Origin of the sequence: Jiangella aurantiaca (assembly GCF_004349105.1) — a bacterium.
GTDB lineage: Bacteria > Actinomycetota > Actinomycetes > Jiangellales > Jiangellaceae > Jiangella > Jiangella aurantiaca.
In genome coordinates this window covers 1-18111 of sequence record NZ_SMLB01000026.1, presented here as the reverse complement: position 1 = coordinate 18111, position 18111 = coordinate 1, and the positions used below count along the sequence as shown (strand labels likewise).

Sequence of the window (18111 nt, the reverse complement as noted above, 5' to 3'; positions counted from 1 at the left end):
GCATGGCCATGACCCAGCTCGATCCGCGGCAGGCGCGGACGCGATACCTGATCCTGCTGGCCCTGCGGTGGGTGCCGTCGGCTCTGCTGCTGCCGGTCCTGACGCTGCTCCCGCTGGACCGTGGGCTGACGTTGTCCGAGCTCGGCATGGCGGCTGCCGTGCAGGGGCTGGTCGTGTTCGTGCTCGAGCTGCCAACGGGCGGGATCTCCGACGCGCTCGGCCGCCGGCCCGTGCTCGTCGCGTCGGGCGTGATCAGCCTCGCCGGCATCGCCCTCATCCTCGTGGCCGACTCGCTCGCCCTGTTCGCCGTCGCGTTCGCGGTCCAGGGCCTCTACAAGGCGCTGGACAGTGGGCCGCTCGAGGCGTGGTACGTCGACACCGTCCAAGCGCACGACCCGGACGCCGACATCTCCGAGGGCCTGGCTCGGGGCGGGACGGTCGCCGGCATCGCGATCGGCGGGAGCGCGCTGCTCGCCGGTGGGCTCGTGGCGCTCGACCCGCTGCCGTCGGTCGACGCGCTGGCGGTTCCGGTGCTGCTGGCCGCGGTGCTGCGCGCGGTCTCGGTGCTGGCCACGATGAGTTTGCTCGTCGAGGCACGGCAGCGGTCCGGCTGGCAGGCCACAGTGAGGGCGGTGCGCGAGGTCCCAGGTGTCATCGCCGGCAGCCTCCGGCTGGTGCGCGGTTCGAGGATCCTCCAATGCCTGATCCTCATCGAGCTGTGCTGGGGGTTCGGTGCGACGGCGTACGAGTCGCTCACGCCGGTCCGGCTGGCCGAGGTGATCGACGACGCGGAGCGGGCCGGCGCGATCATGGGCCCGGCCGCGGCGGCCGCCTGGTTCGTGTCGGCCGGCGGTGCGGCGCTGGCGCCGAGGCTCGCACAGCGCATCGGCATCGCCGGAACCGCGGCCGCGACTCGCCTGGCGCAAGGCCTGTTCGTCGCAGCGATGGGACTCTCGCTGGGTGCCGCCGGCGTGCTGGTGGCGTTCCTCGCCTGCTACTTCGTCCAGGGTGCGTCCAGCCCGATGCACATGACTCTGGTGCACCGCGAGATCACCGAGGAGCATCGGGCCACGGTCGTGTCACTGAGCTCGATGGCGTTCCAGCCGGCGGCCGCCATCGGCCTGGTCGCGCTGACGACGGTGGGCGAGTCCGCCTCGCTGGCGGTGGCGATGCTGGTGGGCGGTCTGATCGTCGCGGCGGCCACACCGCTCTACCGGCCCGCGTATCGCGCGGAGCGGCGGCGAGAGACGGCCGGTGACGTGGAGGGTCCGCCGGCCGACTCGGTCGCCTGATCGAGGTGCGCGACACCACCAAGCGTTGATGATCATGGAGAAATCGGGGTTCCAACAGCTCCGGAACCCCGATTTCTCCATGATCAACGCGGGTCGGGGACACCTCATTCGACCCGGTGGACGTCAGACGATCAGGCGGGGGCCGGCGTGCGGCAGTGCGCCGATGGCCGCCTCCTGCAGGACGATGTGCCGCGCGACCGGCGCAGACACCTCGCGCTCGATCATCCGGCGGGCGATCAGGCCGGCCACCACCGGGGCGGCAAACGACGTGCCCGACCACAGCGCGTGCCCGTTGCTGAACCGGGCCGAGGTGTCGTCGATGTAGTCGTACCGGCCGTTCGGGTAGGGGATGACGGTGCTCTCGCCCGGCGTGTAGGCGTCGACCCAGTAGCCGAAGTTGCTCCACGGCGCTCGGTAGTCACCGCCGCGGGTCAGCGCGCCGACCGCCGTCACCCAGCTGTATGCCGCCGGCCAGAACGGGACGTCGGTGCCGTGGTTGCCGGCCGCCGCGACGATGACGGTCTCCGGGTACTTGCTCAGCACCCGGCGGTAGAACATGTCGAACGACTTGGGCGTCGTGCCGTGCCGAGCGTAGAGCCCGGCCTGCACGCTGACGACGTTCACGCCCGCGCGGACCACCTTCTCCAGGTCCTCGACGATGGCCAGCTCGTCGACCGCGCCGCCGAGCAGGCAGTCGCGCACCTCGACCTCGATCGACTCGGCGCCGGACACGGCGAGGAGCCGGGCGGTAGTCGCCGTGCCGTGGCCCCCGTACGGCCGAATCTCATCGGTGCCTGGCACGTAGACGTCGTCGTCGACCTCGTACTTCTTCACCGCCGAGAACCGGCTGAAACCGGAGTCGATCCCGGCCTCCGGGAAGTACCCCGTGTCGACGACGGCCACCCTAGGTCGGCCAGGGCCGACGGGCTCGCCGAGCACCGGGATCGGGCCGAAGGACGGCACCGGCTCGGTGGCCGGGCACATGGCCATATGCACCTGCGCGTCCAGGACGTGGTTGGGTGCGACGATGCGCTCGTCGCCCAAGACATCGGCCAGCTTCGCGGCGACCTCGTCGGCGTCGGTGTCCGGGAGGTGCAGGACGGCCAGCCCGACCGGGCCCTCCGATACCTCCGGCCGGTCCAGCCGCAGCTGGTCGAACGCCTCGAGGACGGTGCCGAGGTCGCGCTCGTCGCAGATCAGCTGGCCCTGCCGGTACAAGTACTCGATCGCCGTCTCGTCGCGGTTCCAGCGGGCGGCGAGTTCGAACCCCCGTTCTTTGGTGCGTCGAGCGCTGTTCTGGCGTAACCGCTCGAACTCCTGGTGTAGCCGTTCGCGATCCGGTTGCATCGGATTCCCCCAGACGTGATTCGGGCAAACGACTACATGTCTAGCATCAGGGCGTGACCTCGGGAAGCACGTTGACGGTGGTAGCTGCGGATCAGTTGCCGGCGTTGGCGATGTCGAGTCCCGACGAGGCCGATCGGGCCGCCCGCGCCGTGCTGTCCGGTGCGGCGACACCGCTGGACCAGACCTACGCGCTGCAGGCGCTGGGCATCGTCCAGCGGGAGCGCGGCGAAGTCCGCCGCGCCCTACGGACCGTGCGCCGTGGCATCCGCGTCGGCAACGAGCACGGGCTCACCGCCCGGGTCACCGACCTCGAGGCCAGCCTCGGCACGGTGCTCGCGCTGGCCGGTCGGCGGCGCTCGGCGTTCGACGCGTTCGACAGCGCTCTTGAGGGGGCGGAGCCGGCAGAGCGGGCCCGGATTCTCGTGCGACGGGCGGCGGTGTGCTTCTTCTTCCAAGATCTCGACGGCGCACGGCAGAACAGCCACGAGGCGGCCGCCATCCTCGAGCGGCTCGGTGACACGCGCTGGGAGGCAACAGCGCGAACGAACCTGGCCTCGGCGCTGTTGGGCCTCGGCCGGTTCGCCGACGCCGACGCGGAGTACGGGCGATCGCAAGAGCTGGCTGAGCGCGCTGGCCACGACTACCTGGCGACCATCGTCGTGCAGAACCGGGGCGATTGCGCGCATCGGATGGGGGACCTGCCGCGAGCCCTCCGCCTGCTCTACGACGCGCGCCGCCGATATGAGGAGCTGGGCGTCGTCCCGCCGGAGGTGTTGCGCGACCTTGCCGTCGTCCAGTTGGCAGCGGGCCTCACCGAGGATGCCGCCACCACGGCGGACGAGCTGGTGGCGGTGCTCGAGGGGGCTCGGGACTCGGCGCTGCGGCGGTCCGACGGGTTCATCGCGGCGGCCATCGTGCACCTCGCGGCGGGCAACGCCGTCCGGGCCGCCGATCTCGCCCGCCGGGCCGCGCGGTCCAGCCGCCGGCAGGGACACGACGACGCCGAGCGGCATGCGCGGGTGGTGCTGCTCCGCGCGCAGGCCGCCGCGGGCGCCGTCACGAAGCGGCACGCCCGGGCGGCCGCCGCGCTGGCCGCTGAGCTGACCGACCGGTACGCCTCCGAGCGGCTCGACGCGCTGGTGCTGGCCGGCCGGCTGGCGCTGGCGACGGGGCTGCCGGAGCTGGCCGAGGACGCACTGCGGACGGCCGCGGCCGGTCGCCGGGGCCGCGGGTCGGCGCTGCGCCGGGCCACCGGCTGGTACGCGCAGGCGCTGCTGGCCGAATCCGCCGGCGACCGGCGGGCGATGCTGCGCGCCTGCGGCCGCGGGCTGGACGTCCTCGACACGCACGCGCTGTCGCTCGGCGCGACGGAGCTGCGGGCGCGGGCGACAGTGCACGGCAGCGACCTCGCCGCGCTGGCCACCCGCCGCGTCGCCGTCGACGGGTCGGCGCGCGAGCTGCTGCGCTGGACCGAGCGCTGGCGCGGCACCTTGCACTCGCTGCCCTGGCCGGAGGCCCGCCACGACGCCGAGCTGACCGCCGAGCTCGGCCGGTTGCGCGCCGTCGGCAGCCTCATCGGCACCCACGCCGACGAGGCCGAGCGGCGGCGCATCGAGGAGCGGATCCGCCGGCACGTCCACGGCCGGGACGCGCGGACCGACGCGGCTGCCCCGGCCGGCCACGCCGCCGTCCCCGGACCGACGAGCCGTCGCAGCCTCGACGTCCGCGAGCTGCTCGACACGCTCGGCGGCCGCACGCTGGTGAGCATCGTCGGCCTGCGCGGCGGCCGGTTCCACGCCGTCGTCGCGCGCGAGGGCCGGCTGAAGCACGTGGTCGCGGGCGAGTCCGGCGCCGCGCTCGACGAGGTCGAGTACGCCAAGTTCGCGCTGCGCGGCGCGGCCGTGGCGGCCGACGCCGTCGCCGGGGTGCTGCTCGCGGCCGCCGAGCCCGGCCTGGCCCGGCTGCAGGAGACGATGCTCGGCCCGGCGGTCCGCGAGCTCGGTGACGGTCCGGTGGTGCTCGTGCCGCCGTCGACGATGCAGTCGGTCCCGTGGGGTGCGCTGCCGGCGCTGCGCGACCGGGACGTGACGGTGGCGCCGTCGGCGACCGCGTGGTTGCGCGCCCGCACCAGCACGCCGCCGGCCGACCGGCGGGTCGCGCTGATCGCGGGTGCCGACCTCGCGTCGTCGGGTGCCGAGGTCGGCGTGCTGGCCGGCGTCTACACCGACGCGACCGTGCTGACCGGCGGCGACGCCACTGCCGACGCAGCGTTGGACGCGCTGGACGGGTCCTGGCTGGCGCACGTCGGCGCGCACGGCCGGTACCGGGGCGACAACCCGATGTTCTCGTCGCTGGAACTGGCCGACGGCCCGCTGACGGTGTTCGACATCGAGCGGTTGCAGTCGCCGCCGTACCGCCTGTTGCTGACGGCGTGCGAGTCGGGTGTCGGCTCGCCCACCGGCGCCGACGAGCTGCTCGGGTTGACGACGTCGCTGTCGGCGCTGGGCACCGCCGGGCTGCTGGCCACCGTCGTCCCGGTCAGCGACGCCGCGAGCGTCGACCTCAGCCTCATCGTGCACGAGCGGCTGCGCGAGGGCGACGACCTGGGCGCGGCGCTGCTGGCGGCCCGCCGGGCGGCGGCCGGGGCGCGCGACCGCGCGACCGCGTGGTCGTTCCTGGCCCTCGGCGGCGCCTGATACGGCCCCTCAGCCGCGCGGCACACCGAGTGATCTATGTCACACGGTAATGGGCGAATGCCGCGTATGGTGATCACCGTGCCCCTCACCATCGGATTCGACCTCGATCTCACCCTCGTCGATTCCGCGGAAGGCATCACCGTCTCCATGACCGAGGCGTTCCGGCAGGTCGGCGTCGTCATCGACCCGCAGCAGCTGCTGCCGATGATCGGCCTGCCGCTCGACACCACTCTGCGCGCGTTCGTCCCCACGGACCGCGTCGACGAGGCGCGCGAGATCTACCGCGCGCTCTACCCGACGATGGGCATCCCGGGCACCAAGCCGCTGCCCGGGGCCGTCGAGGCCGTCGACGCCATCCACGCGCACCACGGCACGGTGCTCGTCGTCAGCGCCAAGATCGAGTCCGCGGTCCGGGCGGTGCTCGCGCACGTCGGCCTGCCGGTCGACGATGTCGTCGGCGAGCGGTACGCGGAGTCCAAGGGCGCGGCGCTGCAGGAACGGGGCGCGGACGTCTACGTGGGCGACCATCCCGGCGACATGATCGGCGCCCGGACCGCCGGCGCCTACGCCATCGGGGTCACGACCGGCGGGCACGACGCTGTCGCGCTGCGCGAGGCCGGCGCCGACGTCGTCTTCTCCGACCTGCTCGACTTCCCGTACTGGCTCGACGACTACGTCGGCACCCCGACCTGAGCCTGACCGCCCGGCGCCTGTCCTGCCCGCACCGTCGATCTTGGAGTAATCGGGGAGTTGCGGTCCGATTCGCCCGATTGATCCCGCCATTACTCCAAGATCAACGCGGATCGCGGGGAGGGCGAGGCGGGCACGGCGACGGTCACAGCACGAGCCGGCGCAGCAGCCGGTCCAGCTCGGCCGCGGGGTCGTCGGTGAGCCCGGCGTGCACCGGCCCCGGCTGCACGATGGTGCTGCGCGGCGCCGCCAGCCAGCGGAAGCGCTCGCCGATCGCCGTCGCGCCGACCGGCCCGGCCGCCTCCGGGTCGCTGCAGGTGCGTGCGTACGCCTCGACCGCCGCCGTGATCGCGTCGACGTCGGCCTCGGGGTCCAATGCGCGCAGCCGGTCAGCGTCGACGTGGGTCGCGGCGGCAAGGTAGCCCGCCTTCTGGCTGTAGACGATGACGCCGGCGTTGACGAACTCGGCCCGCTCGATGCGCGGCACCACCCGAAGGACGGCGTACTCGAACGGGATCATGCGGCACCGCCCGGCAGCCAGGTCGACGACGCCGCGGCTCGGGCGGCCAGGTGGTCGGCGTAGACGGCGCGGACGGCGTCGGGCTCGGCGCCGTCCAGCTTCGGGACCTCGGGCAGCCAGTCGTCCGGGACCAGCGCCAGGATCTCCGCCAGCACCGACGGTGTCACCCGCGGGGTCAGTTCGGCGTCGACCGACGGCAGCCGGTCCGCGGCGAACGCCAGCACGTGATCGTCGATCGGGTACCGCCGCGCGGCGAACGCCTCCACGCCCGGCCAGGTGTGCTGGAACAGTAGTGCGGCGCCGTGGTCGATGGCCCACAGCTGCCCGTGCCAGGTCAGCAGGTTCGGGTTGCGCCAGCTGCGGTCGACGTTGACGGTCAGGGCGTCCAGCCACAGCACCTTCGCCGCCTCGTCGGCGTCGGCCCGCCGGCCGTGTCCGTCGTACCCGAGCGACCGCGGCAGGAAGTCCATGCCGAGATTCACGCCGACGCTGGCGAGCAGGAGCGCCTGGATCTCCGGGTCGGGCTCGCGCCGCGCGATCGCCTCGTCGAGGTCGACGAGCACGAGATCGGGCACCCGGATGCCGAGCCGCCGAGCCAGCTCGCCGACCACGATCTCCGCGACCAGCGTCTTCGGGCCCTGCCCGGCGCCGCGGAACTTCACGACGTACGTGCCGAGGTCGTCGCCCTCGACCAGACCGGGCAGCGAACCGCCCTCGCGCAGTGGCTCGACGTAGCGGACCGCACGCACCACCGGGAACCCGGTACGCAAGGTCATCGCGGAAACCTCACCATGGGCGACGACGGTACGTCATCGGATTGATCGCCCCCGGAGAGGCCCACAGGCCGTCGTCGGCCTTAGGCTGGAGGCGTCTCCCGCACCTGCGGGAGGATTGTCCGGTCCCCCCGACACGAAGAGGTCAGCCGTGCCAACGGGCAAGGTCAAGTTTTTCGACACCGAGAAGGGCTTCGGCTTCCTCTCGAAGGACGAAGGCGGCGACGTGTTCGTGCACTCGTCCGCGCTCCCCGCGGGCGTGACCGCCCTCAAGCCGGGCCAGCGGGTGGAGTTCGGCGTGGCCGAGGGGCGCCGCGGCGAGCAGGCGCTCTCGGTGCGCGTCCTCGACCCGCTGCCGTCGGTGTCGGCGGCGACGCGCAAGAAGCCCGACGACATGGTGACCATCGTCGAGGACCTCATCAAGCTGCTCGACGGCCTGTCGAACACCTACCGGCGCGGCCGGCACCCCGACCAGCGCACGGCGCGCAAGGTCGCCACCGTGCTGCGCGGCGTGGCCGACGACCTCGAGCTCTGACCCTGGGCCCTGCGGGGCTCACTCCTCGGGCCGCTCCGGCGGTGGGCTCGACGGCGACGGCGTGCGCGCCGGCGGGCGGACCCGCAGTGCGAACACCAGCCCGCCGGCCATGACGACGGTCGCCACCGTCATGCCCAGCCACGGGATCAGCGGCAGCAGGATGCCCACGCCTCCGCCGACCACCCAGCCCAGCTGCAGCAGCGTCTCCGAGCGGGCGAACGCGTTGGACCGGTTCTTCTCCGGCACGTCGCGCTGCACGATCGCGTCGAGCGACAGCCGGCCCAGCTGCTGGGCGAACCCGGCCGCGAGCCCGATCAGGATCACCGTCAGCAGGTTCCAGAAGACGGCCGTCACCAGCGTGCTCGCCGCGCCGAACCCGACCAGCACCATGACGGTGCGGTCGGGACTGCGCGCCTGCACGAGGGCGCCGACGGACGAGCCGGCGGTGCTGCCCAGCCACGCGGCGGCCGCGACGATGCCCAGCAGGACGAGGTCGTCGAGCCCGGCGACCGGCTCTTCGCGCAGCACGAACGCCATGAACATCGTCATGAATCCGGACAGCCAGCGCAGCGCCGCGTTGGCCCGCAGCGCGCGGACCACCGTCGCGCCGACCCGGAACTTGCGCGGCTTGCCGGGCGCGGACGCGTCGTCGCCGCCGCCCTCGGTGAGCGACGCCGGCTCCTCGCCGGCCGACAGGTCGACCCGCTTCGGCAGGAGGATCGCCAGCACCGTCGTGCCGACGTAGGCGAAGAAGGCCGCCCGCAGTGGCCAGTCGTCGCCGATCTGGGCCAGCCCGATGCCCACCGGCGCGCCGACCAGTGTGCCGAACGTGGCCGCCAGCTGCAGCCGGGAGTTCGCCGCCACCAGCGTCCAGCCCTCCGGCAGCAGCCGGGGCACCGCGGCGGCCCGCGCGACGGCGTATGCCTTCTGCCCGACCAGCACGCCCAGCGCCGCCGGGTAGAGCCACACCCCGCCGTCGATGACGGCGTCGGCCGCCACCCAGGCGAGGAACCCGCGGCCGGCCGCCGTGAACCCGATGGCCCACCGGCGGCCATGGCTGAAGCGGTCGAGGAACGGGCCGAGCACCGGCGCGACGACCGCGAACGGCGCCATGGTGAGCAGCAGGTACAGCGCGACGTTGCCGCGCGCCTCCGTCGTGGAGACGGAGAAGAACAGCGTGCCGGCCAGCGCCACCGTCACCAGCGCGTCGGCGAAAGCGCTGGCGGCGTTGAGTTCGATCAGCCGGGACAGGCCGGTCTTCCCGGCGCCCTGCGCCTCGGCGGCGCGGTGCAGGCGGTTGGCGCTGACCCTCGCCGCGCGCGACGTCCCGGAGGCGGCGGATCTGGCGGCCCGGCCGGTTGCCCCGGCGGCCCGGCGCATCCGCGCGCCGGCGGTCGGCGGAGGCGGCATCGAACGGGTGGCGTCGTCGCCGGCGGGACGGCCGTCGCCGGGCAGCTCCCGACCGGCGAACGGCGACTCGTACGCCCCGCCGTCGCCGCGCGCACCGCGACCCCCGCCTTCCCCGGGCGGGCCGGCCAGCGGATCCGTCTCAGCCACACCCCCATCCAACCGCATCGACCCGGCCGGCCCCGAGGATGTCCCCGCATCTGGCCCGATGAGGGTTATGCAAAACCGACGGGCGATGGGGGGCCGGAGGTCCCCCTGAGTCCTCGGTCCAGGGCGGATGTCGACTGGAGAGAGTTCGCGGTCGTTGCATAACCCGATTCATGAAGGAGACTGGATGTGTCGATCATGGCGCGAGTTTGCGACAATCGATCCTCGTGACCGCCACATCGTCTCGTACCCGCCCCGCCAAGGCCGACTCCGTCCTCGTCAAGGCCGTCGAGGAAGCGCGAGCGGCGGCCGTCGACGTCGGCAGCGAGGACGCCGTCGGCGACCACCTCGGCCACGACGCCGAGGGTGAGCGGGTCGTCACCCACTACTTCGCCTGCCGGCTGGCCGGGTACGTCGGCTGGCGGTGGGCGGTCACCGTCACCCGGGCGTCGCGGTCCAAGGTGGTCACCGTCAGCGAGTGCGTGCTGCTGCCCGGCGCCGACGCCGTCCTGGCACCGGCCTGGGTGCCGTGGGAAGACCGTGTCAAGCCCGAGGACCTCGGCCCCGGCGACCTGCTGCCCGTCGCCGAGGACGACTACCGCATCGAGCCCGGCTACCTGTCGGCCGACGACCAGGACGTCCTCGAGGTGGTCCGGGAGCTCGGCCTCGGTCGCGAGTGGGTGCTGTCGCGCGAGGGCCGCGACGACACCGCGCTGCGCTGGTACGAGGGCGACACCGGCCCGCACACCGACATCGCGAAGGGGGCGCCCGGCCGGTGCGGCAGCTGCGGGTTCTCGGTGCTGCTGGCCGGCACTCTCGGCCACGCCTTCGGCGTGTGCACCAACGAGCGCACCCCGTTCGACGGGAAGGTCGTCTCGCACGCGCACGGCTGCGGCGGGCACTCCGACGTGCGGCTGCCGCCGCCGTCCGACGACGCCGCGGAGCCGGTCGTCGACACCCTCAGCTACGAGCTGGTGCCGCTGGAGCTCGACGCGCCGTAGGGAACCGCCCCCAAGCCGACCGCGAGGTCCCAGGCGGTGGAGAGTCCCACAAGGGAAAGGGAAAACAGCCCGTGGACGTCTTCGACACCGCGGCGCTGCGCGAGCGCGTCCTGGCGGCCTGGTCCGCGTCGCCCGCCCGATTCCGCGAGGACGCCAACGCCGAGGACGAGCTGGCCCGCGGGGCCTACCGCGACCGCGTGGTCGTCGAGCTGGCCCAGAACGCCGCCGACGCCGGCGCCAGGATCGGTCTGCCGGTGCGGCTGCTGCTGCGGCTCGACGGCTCGACGCTGCTGGCCACCAACACCGGCGCGCCGCTCGACGCGGCCGGGGTCGAAGGGCTGTCGACGCTGCGCGCGTCCACCAAGCGCGACGACGACACCGTCGGCCGGTTCGGGGTCGGCTTCGCCGCCGTGCTGGCGGTCACCGACGAGCCGCAGGTGCTGACGGCGTCCGGCGGCGGCGTGCGGTGGTCGCGGGCCGAGGCGGGCGCGGCCGCGGCGTCGGTGCCGGGGCTGGCCGCCGAGCTGGCCCGGCGCGGCGAGGCGGTGCCCGTGCTGCGGCTGCCGTTCCCGGCCGCCGGTGCGGTGCCGGACGGGTACGACACCGCGGTCGAGCTGCCGCTGCGCGACGACGCCGCCGTCCGGCTGGTCCGCCGGCTGCTCACCGAGATCGACGACGCGCTGCTGCTGGCGCTGCCATGGCTGGGCGAGCTGGTCGTCGACATCGACGGTGAGATCCGCCGGCTCGACGCGGGCGCGCCGACACAGCTGGCGGACGGGCTGGTGGAGCGCCGGATCGGCACACGGACCTGGCGGCTGGCGACCCGCACCGGCGTCGCGCCCGACGAACTGATGGCGGACCGGCCGTTCGAGGAGCGGTCCCGGCCGGGCTGGTCGGTGACGGTCGCGGTGCCGGTGTCCGACGAGGCCGGGGTACGGGCGCCGGCCGCGCTACCGCCGTCGCTGCCGGCCGTCGTGCACGCGCCCACACCCACCGACGACCGCACCGACCTGCCGGCGCTGGTGATCGCCGGGCTGCCGCTGGACTCCTCGCGCCGCCGGGTCGTGCCGGGTGCGCTGCTCGATCATCTGGCGGCGCAGGTCGGCGAGGTGTACGCGCGACTGGTCGCGTCGTTCGTCCCGCCCGTGCCGGGCGCGGGTGTGCTGAGGCTGGTGCCGGGGCCGCTGGGGGTCGAGGCGATCGACGCCGTGCTGCACCGGGCGGTCCGGACGGCGCTGGCGGCCACGCCGTTCGTGCCTGGCGCCGACGGCGAGCGGCTGCGTCCGGAGGAGGTGACCCTGGTCGACGGCTTGAGCCGGACCGGCGACCCGGCGGCGCTTCGCGGGGTGGTCCCGGGGCTGCCCGCGACCGACTGGTGGCGCCCGGACGTGCTGGCCGGGCTCGGCGCATCGGTGACGCCGCTGGCCGATGTGGTCGACGAGCTGGCCGGGGACCGGCAGACGCCGGCGGCGTGGCGGGCGTTGTACGACGCGCTGGACGGGTCGGACCAGGAGTCGCTGGGTGCCTTGCCGGTGCCGCTGGCCGACGGGCGGCTGGTCCGCGGGCCGCGTGGGCTGCTGGTGCCCGGCGAGGTGCGCCCGGAGCTGCTGGCGCCGTTCGACCTGCGCGTCGTCGCGCCGGAGGCCGTCCACCCGCTGCTCTACCGGCTCGGCGCCGTCGACGCGACCGCCGCCTCGGTGCTGCGCGACCCGCTGGTCCAGGGCGCCGTCGCCGACCTCGCCGAGAGCGACGACGATCCCGCGCCGGTCGCCGAGGCGGTGCTCGGGCTGCTCGCCGAGTCCGGCCTCGACGTCGCCGACGAGCCGTGGCTGGCCGGCCTGCCGCTGACCGACGCCACGGGCGCCGCGGTCCCGGCACGTGAGCTGTTGCTGCCGGGATCGCCGCTGCTGGCGGTCCTGGACGCGGACCCGGCCGAGTTCACCGTCGCGCCGGACCTGGTGGGCCGCTTCGACCCGGCCGTCCTGCGGGCGGCCGGCGTACGCGACGGGTTCGCCGTCGTCCGCGACACCGACGTGACGTTGGAGCCGGACACTTGGCACGACCTCGACGACGAGGACCGGTGGGTCGACGACGTGCTGGCGGGCCTGCCGGGCCAGCCGGTGCCACCCCTCACCGGCGAGTTCACCGCCGTCGCCGATCTCGACCTGGTCCGCGACGACGCCTGGCCGCACGTGCTGGAATGGCTGGCCGCCGACGCCGACGCGCGGGCCGCCGTCGTGTCGCCGGTGCGGCTGACCCTTGCCGGCGGCGGCCAGCGCGACGTGCCGTCGTACACCGCCTGGTGGCTGCGGCGGCACGCCCGGATCGGCGGCCGGCCGCTGACCGGGCTCGCGCTGCCCGACGCCGACGCGGTGGTGCGGGCGGTGCTGCCGGTCGCCGACGTCCCGGTCGACGACGCGTTCGCGGCCGCCGTCGGGCTGGCGCGTTCGCCGGGCGACCTCGACCCGGACGCCGTCCTCACCAGATTGGCCGATGACGACCTGAGCCTGCCGGCCGCGACGCTCGCGCAGGTGTACGCGGCGCTGGCCGCGCACGACCCGGCCGGCGTGCGGCCGCCGGACCGGATCCGGGTCCCGGACGGCGTCGGCAGCCGCGTGGTCCGAGCGTCGTCGGTGGTGGTGTGCGACGGACCGCACTGGCTGCAGCTCGGCCTGCCCGGACTCGTCCCCGGGCCGGTCGCCCTGGCCGACCTCCTGGACGTCGACCTCGCGTCAGACGTGCACGACGCCGCGGTGACCGGCACCGGGCGGCGGCAGCCGGTGCCTGACGCCGTCGCCTCGGTGCTCGGCGCGGCGCCACCGACCTACGTCGAACACGACGACCTGCGGGTCGGCGGCGTCTCCGTCGCCTGGTGGCCCGACGGCGACGACGTCCACGCCGCGACCACCGACGGCCTGGCCCGCGGGCTGGCCTGGACGACCGGTCAGTGGGCGAAGCGCTGGCTGCTCGCCGAGGCGCTGGCCGACCCGGACACGTTGCCCGGCCTGCTCGCCGAGGACGCCTTCGACTGACCTGTCGGAGCCGTCAGAAGCGCCGGCCGCCGCCGGAGCGCCGGGAGGACCGCCGGCTGGAGCCGCCGCCGAAGCTGCGCCCCCGGCTGCGGCCGCTGCCGGACCCGCCGCCGAATCCACCGCCGCCCCAGCCGCCGGAGTCCGAGCCGTCGCCCGACGACGTCCGTGCCGAGCTGGCGGCCTTGCTCAGCGACCGGCCGAAGCTGGACAGCCGGGCGCGCGGCCGTCGCGACTCCCACCGGCTCCACAGCGAGCCGCGGGCGCGCGAATGGTCGTCGTGCGGGAAGCGCCAGGCGCCGGTCGTGCCGTTCCAGTAGCCCTCGATGTAGGCGACGAGGTCCTCGCCGCCCTCCCAGTAGCTGCCACGGCCGGTCTGCCGGGCCTGGGGCGCCTCGCCGGCGTCGAGACGCGCGGCGCACTGGTCGCAGACCGGCACCTCGCGCTCCGCGCCGTCGGCCGGCGTCCACTGCCGGGCCTGGGTGCTCGGGCCGTGCCGCGGGTCGAAGAAGCACGGCGGCGTCGGCTCCGGAACCGGCCGGCCCTGCTGCAGCGCCTCGAGGCAGGCGATCTGGTACCGCGCGGTGCCGAGCAGCGAGGTCACCGCCTGGACGTCGTCGTCGGTGGCGGCCTTGTCGAGCCGGTGCCGGGCCTTCTCGACGGTGTCGAGGATCTCCTTGGTCAGCGTCGCCTGGGCGATGTCGGAGGTCGTCGGCAGGTCGGACACGCGGTCGGACAGCTCGATGACCTCCTCGGTCAGCATCGGCCGGACGACGTCGAGGTGGCGCTGCTCCTCGGCGCGGCGGCGGCGCCGGGCGCCGAGCGCCGTCCCGCCCCACCAGAGGCCGGCGACCGCGGCGGCGCCGCCGGCCCATGGCGCGACGTCGACGTAGAGCGGATGGTCGACCTCCGAGGCGCGCTCGATGAACCGGTCGATCATCGGCCCGTAGTCCGGCGCGCAGCAGTCGATGGCCTGGTCGATGGCGTCCTCGACGTAGTAGGTGGGGCCGTCCTCGCTGTGCTGCACCGCCCAGACGCCGCGGCCGTCGTACGACGAGTCGGCCACCGACATGACCAGGTACACGCCGTCGACGCCCACGCGGTCGTACAGCTGCGACGCGAGCTCCTCGCCCTCGTAGAGCAGGACCCGGCCGACGAGGCGGTCCTGCCCTTCGGGGTCGAGCCTCCACGCCGGGACGACGGCGATGCGCATGTCGACCGGCGCGGCCGCGGCGGCCTCGTCGAGGTCAGCGGCGTCGTCCCGGCCTATGGCGTCGGCGGCATCGGGGTCGACCCAGACGCCGGGCTCGGCCAGCTCGACGGCGACCTCGTCGAGGTAGCGGTCGACGTCGGCCTCGTCGGCGGCAGCCGGAGTCACCGCGGCCGAGAGGGCGGCGGCGGTGGTCAGTGCGAGCGTGGCCGCGACGCGTGCGGCCGGCCTCATCGGGCGGCTCCGGCCAGCCGGTCGCGGCAGGCGGCGCAGACCGGGACCTCGCGGGCGCGGCCGCCGGGCGGCGTGTACTGCCAGTCGGTCACGGACACTCCATGGCGCTGGTCGAAGAAGCAGTCGGCCCGTCGCGCGGGCAGTGGACGGCCGGCCAGCCGCGCCTGCGCACACGCCAGGCGCCACCGACCGTACTCGACGGTCGCCCGGACCGCCCGCAGCACGTGGTCGTCAGGCGTGCCGTCGACGGCCGCGCCGGCCTCGGCGTAGGCGTCCATGGCGGCCTGCACATCTGCGGCAACTGTGGGGTCGGTGACGCCGGCGTCGGCGGCATCGAGCTCCTCGCCGAAGCGGGTGACGTCCTCGCGGGCCAGCTCCCGCCGCTCAGCCAGCGAGTCGGCCTCGTCGTCCAGCACGTCGAAGGACGGCCGGTAGAGCGCCGGCCCCTCGCCGCCGTCGCGCGTGCGTCGCCGGTGCCACCAGAACAGTCCGCCGGCCGCGAGGGCCAGCACCACCACCGCGATGACCAGCGGCCACACCCAGCCGGCGCCGCCAAACTCCTCGGGCGCGCCGGACACTCCCAGCTCGGTGAGCGTGTCGTCGAGGATGGCCACCTGCTGCGAGCGGGTGTGCCGCTCGATCGCCGTCTCGAGCGCCTCCTGCACCGGCGCGTCGACGTCGTAGGCCGCGCCGTACGTGGCCGTCCCGCCGAAGACGACGACGTATACGCCGTCGGGACCGCCCGCCTCGTGGACGGCGTCGAGGAACGCCGCGCCGCGGGCGTCGTCGTCGCCGCCGGGCATGTCGGACAGCGCGGTCGCCGGGACGACGGCGATGTACACGGCGGGCGAGTGCCCGTCGACGCGGTCGGCCAGCCGCTCGGCGTCGTCGGCAGACACGATGCTGGCCTGCGTCTCGTCGACGTACACCGGCGCGGACGCCCACGCCATGGCTACATCACCGGGGTAGCCGCCGGGCGCCGGCTCGCTCGCGGCGGGCGCCGCGGACGTCGTCGCGGCGGACGTCGTGCTCGCAGCCGTCGCCGGACCGAGCACCGTCGCGGCGACCACGAGCAGTGCGGCCGCCGGGAGAGTCAGCCGCATGCCTGCTCCTCACCGTCGGGTCATCGCGCCCCCCGATCCTCACATGCCGCGATGAACTCCAGCGCACGGCCGTGCATGAGGCCGGCCGCTTCCGCGGCGTACTCGCCGGTCAGCGACGAATCGGCGAACAGGTGCGCGGCGACGCCCGGATAGGAGAAGTAGTGGTACGACGCGCCGGACGAGGCGACGGTCTCGGCGAACTCGCGGTTGGCGTCGTCGTCGCGGAAGGGGTCGAGCTCGGCCTCGTGCACCTGGACCGGCACGGCGGACGGCCACAGGTCGGCGCCGACCGCCCGGACCGGCACCGAACCGTGGAACGCCACTGCGCCGCAGGCACCCGGCCGCGACGTGACCAGGTGCACGACCGAGATGACGCCGTTGGAGAACCCCGCATAGACGACGTCGGGCCGGACGCCGTCGACCGCGGCGTCGGTGCGCCGCAGCAGCTCGGCCTGGCCGCCGTACTTCTCCATGAACTCGAACGCCTCGTCGTAGCCGTCGAAGACCGCGCCGCCGTAGAGGTCGGGCAGGTGGACGACATGACCGGCCGCGCGCCACTGCTCGGCGGTCTGCAGCACCCCGGGGCGGAGCCCGAGGACGGAGTGGAACAGCACGATCTCGGTCATGTCTCGGTTCTATCGGAGGGCACCGACAAGGTCGGGTCACCGCACGCCGAGCAGGTCCTCGATCGGCGTGATCGCGAAGAAGACCACGAACAGCGCGGCGATGATCCACAGCAGCGGGTGCAGCTCGCGGGCCTTGCCCTTGGCCAGCTTGATGATCACGTACGAGAGGAATCCCGCGCCGATGCCAGTGCTGATCGAGTACGTGAACGGCATCAGCGCCAGCGTCAGGAACGCCGGGATGGCGATCTCGACGTCGTCCCAGGCGATCTCGCGGACCTGGCCCATCATCAGGAATCCGACCAGCACCAGCGCCGGCGCGGCGGCCTCGTTCGGCACGATCGCCACGACCGGCGCCAGGAACGTCGCGAGCAGGAAGCAGATGCCCGTCACCACGCTGGCCAGGCCGGTGCGTGCGCCCTCGCCGACGCCTGAGGCGGACTCGATGTACGACGTGTTGCTCGACACCGACGCGGCACCGCCGGCCGCCGCGGCGACGGAGTCGACCAGCAGGATCTGCGTCGTCTTCGGCGGGTTGCCGTTCTCGTCGAGCAGGTGGCCCTCGGCGCCGACCGCGACCATCGTCCCCATCGTGTCGAAGAAGTCGGCCAGCATCAGCGTGAACACGAACAGCAGCACGCTCACGACGCCGACGGACTCCCACGAGCCGAGCAGGCTGAAGTCGCCGATCAGCGAGAAGTCCGGCAGATCGACGATCTGGTCGGGCAGCTGCGGCGCGTTGAGGTTCCAGCCGCCGGGGTTCTCCGCCGACGGACCCAGGTCGGCGATCGTCTCGACGACGACCGCGAGCACGGCGGTGCCGATGATCGTCCACAGGATCGCGCCGCGGATCTTCAGCGCGTACAGCACGACGACGGCGATCAGCCCGGCGCAGAACACCGCGACCGGCCACGTCGTCAGCGAGCCGCCCTCGCCCATGCCGATCGGCGGCGACGGATTACCCGTCGACCGCACGAACCCGGCGTTGACGAAGCCGACCAGCGTGATGAACAGGCCGATGCCGACGCTGATCGCGGTCTTCAGCTGACGCGGCACCGCGCCGAACACGGCCTGCCGGAACCCCGTCAGCACGAGGACCAGGATGACCAGGCCCTCCATCACCACCAGGCCCATCGCGTCGGCCCACGTCATCTGCGACGCCAGCCCGAACGCGACGAACGCGTTGAGGCCGAGGCCGGTCGCCAGTGCCAGCGGGAAGTTGGCGACCACGCCCATGGCGATCGTCAGCACGCCCGCCACCAGCGCCGTCGTCGCGGCGACGGCGGCGAGGTCCGGGGTCTCGCCGCCACCCAGGAAGTTGCCGTCGACATCGGCGACCGTGCCGATGATCAGCGGATTCAGCACGATGATGTAGGCCATCGTGAAGAACGTGACCAGGCCGCCGCGCACCTCGCGGCCGATGGTCGAGCCGCGCTCGGTGATCTTGAAATAGCGGTGCAGCGAGGTGGGCTCGGTGGGGGTGCCGGTGTCGGTCATGGGGGCC

At 74.1% G+C, this 18111-nt stretch carries 14 protein-coding genes; 6 read left to right on the top strand and 8 right to left on the bottom strand.

The features are described from left to right. The first annotated feature begins 8 nt into the window (after nt 1-8). A complete protein-coding gene (locus E1262_RS18035) occupies nt 9-1292 on the top strand; it encodes an MFS transporter (protein WP_162605970.1) in 1284 nt (427 codons plus the stop codon). Between the two features lie 123 nt (nt 1293-1415). Here E1262_RS18035 and E1262_RS18030 read toward each other — a convergent pair whose 3' ends face one another. Further along, nucleotides 1416-2639, bottom strand: coding sequence for a S8/S53 family peptidase (locus E1262_RS18030; RefSeq protein WP_132104525.1), 1224 nt, complete (start codon nt 2637-2639; stop codon nt 1416-1418). 53 nt (nt 2640-2692) lie between these two features. On the opposite strand from E1262_RS18030, the gene E1262_RS18025 reads away from it, so the two are divergent. Together E1262_RS18025 and E1262_RS18020 are read left to right on the top strand one after the other, a co-directional pair. Then, nucleotides 2693-5335, top strand: coding sequence for a CHAT domain-containing protein (locus tag E1262_RS18025; protein ID WP_132104524.1), 2643 nt, complete (start codon nt 2693-2695; stop codon nt 5333-5335). Between the two features lie 78 nt (nt 5336-5413). Next, a complete protein-coding gene (locus E1262_RS18020) occupies nt 5414-6028 on the top strand; it encodes an HAD family hydrolase (RefSeq protein ID WP_162605969.1) in 615 nt (204 codons plus the stop codon). 142 nt (nt 6029-6170) lie between these two features. Here the strand turns inward: E1262_RS18020 and E1262_RS18015 are convergent, their stop codons facing one another. Continuing rightward, nucleotides 6171-6545: a DUF3037 domain-containing protein gene (locus E1262_RS18015; protein ID WP_132104522.1), complete on the bottom strand. Its 375-nt coding sequence runs from the start codon at nt 6543-6545 to the stop codon at nt 6171-6173. After that, a complete protein-coding gene (locus E1262_RS18010; protein ID WP_132104521.1) occupies nt 6542-7321 on the bottom strand; it encodes a HipA family kinase in 780 nt (259 codons plus the stop codon). Before E1262_RS18010 ends, E1262_RS18015 begins: the two co-directional genes overlap by 4 nt. A 148-nt stretch (nt 7322-7469) precedes the next feature. Here E1262_RS18010 and E1262_RS32145 point away from each other — a divergent pair, with 148 nt between their 5' ends. Beyond that, nucleotides 7470-7853: a cold-shock protein gene (locus E1262_RS32145; RefSeq protein ID WP_132104520.1), complete on the top strand. Its 384-nt coding sequence runs from the start codon at nt 7470-7472 to the stop codon at nt 7851-7853. An 18-nt stretch (nt 7854-7871) separates the two neighbouring features. Here the strand turns inward: E1262_RS32145 and E1262_RS18000 are convergent, their stop codons facing one another. Continuing rightward, nucleotides 7872-9410: an MFS transporter gene (locus E1262_RS18000; protein WP_203453985.1), complete on the bottom strand. Its 1539-nt coding sequence runs from the start codon at nt 9408-9410 to the stop codon at nt 7872-7874. Nucleotides 9411-9634: 224 nt separating this feature from the next. Here E1262_RS18000 and E1262_RS17995 point away from each other — a divergent pair, with 224 nt between their 5' ends. Beyond that, nucleotides 9635-10408: a DUF3027 domain-containing protein gene (locus tag E1262_RS17995; RefSeq protein WP_203453984.1), complete on the top strand. Its 774-nt coding sequence runs from the start codon at nt 9635-9637 to the stop codon at nt 10406-10408. A 71-nt stretch (nt 10409-10479) separates the two neighbouring features. After that, nucleotides 10480-13440 carry a sacsin N-terminal ATP-binding-like domain-containing protein gene (locus E1262_RS17990; RefSeq protein ID WP_132104518.1) on the top strand — a complete coding sequence of 987 codons (2961 nt, stop codon included), beginning with the start codon at nt 10480-10482 and terminating at the stop codon, nt 13438-13440. Nucleotides 13441-13453: 13 nt separating this feature from the next. Here E1262_RS17990 and E1262_RS17985 read toward each other — a convergent pair whose 3' ends face one another. The 4 genes from E1262_RS17985 to E1262_RS17970 are packed head-to-tail and all read right to left on the bottom strand — an operon-like array spanning nt 13454 to nt 18104. Then, nucleotides 13454-14881, bottom strand: coding sequence for a hypothetical protein (locus tag E1262_RS17985; protein WP_132104517.1), 1428 nt, complete (start codon nt 14879-14881; stop codon nt 13454-13456). Next, nucleotides 14878-15984 carry a hypothetical protein gene (locus tag E1262_RS17980; RefSeq protein WP_132104516.1) on the bottom strand — a complete coding sequence of 369 codons (1107 nt, stop codon included), beginning with the start codon at nt 15982-15984 and terminating at the stop codon, nt 14878-14880. The genes E1262_RS17985 and E1262_RS17980 overlap by 4 nt, the downstream gene beginning before the upstream one ends. A 20-nt stretch (nt 15985-16004) precedes the next feature. Continuing rightward, a complete protein-coding gene (locus tag E1262_RS17975) occupies nt 16005-16610 on the bottom strand; it encodes a dienelactone hydrolase family protein (protein ID WP_132104515.1) in 606 nt (201 codons plus the stop codon). Nucleotides 16611-16646: 36 nt separating this feature from the next. Continuing rightward, the gene (locus tag E1262_RS17970) at nt 16647-18104 is read right to left on the bottom strand and encodes an NCS2 family permease (RefSeq protein ID WP_132104570.1); all 1458 of its coding nucleotides are present in this window, start codon (nt 18102-18104) and stop codon (nt 16647-16649) included. Between the last annotated feature and the right edge of the window lie 7 nt (nt 18105-18111).

Excerpts from the sequence above, each read along its gene's own strand:
- E1262_RS18010 (WP_132104521.1), bottom strand. The coding sequence starts at position 7,321 with ATGACCTTGCGTACCGGGTTCCCGGTGGTGCGTGCGGTCCGCTACGTC.
- E1262_RS18035 (WP_162605970.1), top strand. The coding sequence starts at position 9 with ATGACCCAGCTCGATCCGCGGCAGGCGCGGACGCGATACCTGATCCTG.
- E1262_RS18030 (WP_132104525.1), bottom strand. The coding sequence starts at position 2,639 with ATGCAACCGGATCGCGAACGGCTACACCAGGAGTTCGAGCGGTTACGC.
- E1262_RS17975 (WP_132104515.1), bottom strand. The coding sequence starts at position 16,610 with ATGACCGAGATCGTGCTGTTCCACTCCGTCCTCGGGCTCCGCCCCGGG.
- E1262_RS17970 (WP_132104570.1), bottom strand. The coding sequence starts at position 18,104 with ATGACCGACACCGGCACCCCCACCGAGCCCACCTCGCTGCACCGCTAT.
- E1262_RS17980 (WP_132104516.1), bottom strand. The coding sequence starts at position 15,984 with ATGCGGCTGACTCTCCCGGCGGCCGCACTGCTCGTGGTCGCCGCGACG.
- E1262_RS18015 (WP_132104522.1), bottom strand. The coding sequence starts at position 6,545 with ATGATCCCGTTCGAGTACGCCGTCCTTCGGGTGGTGCCGCGCATCGAG.
- E1262_RS17985 (WP_132104517.1), bottom strand. The coding sequence starts at position 14,881 with ATGAGGCCGGCCGCACGCGTCGCGGCCACGCTCGCACTGACCACCGCC.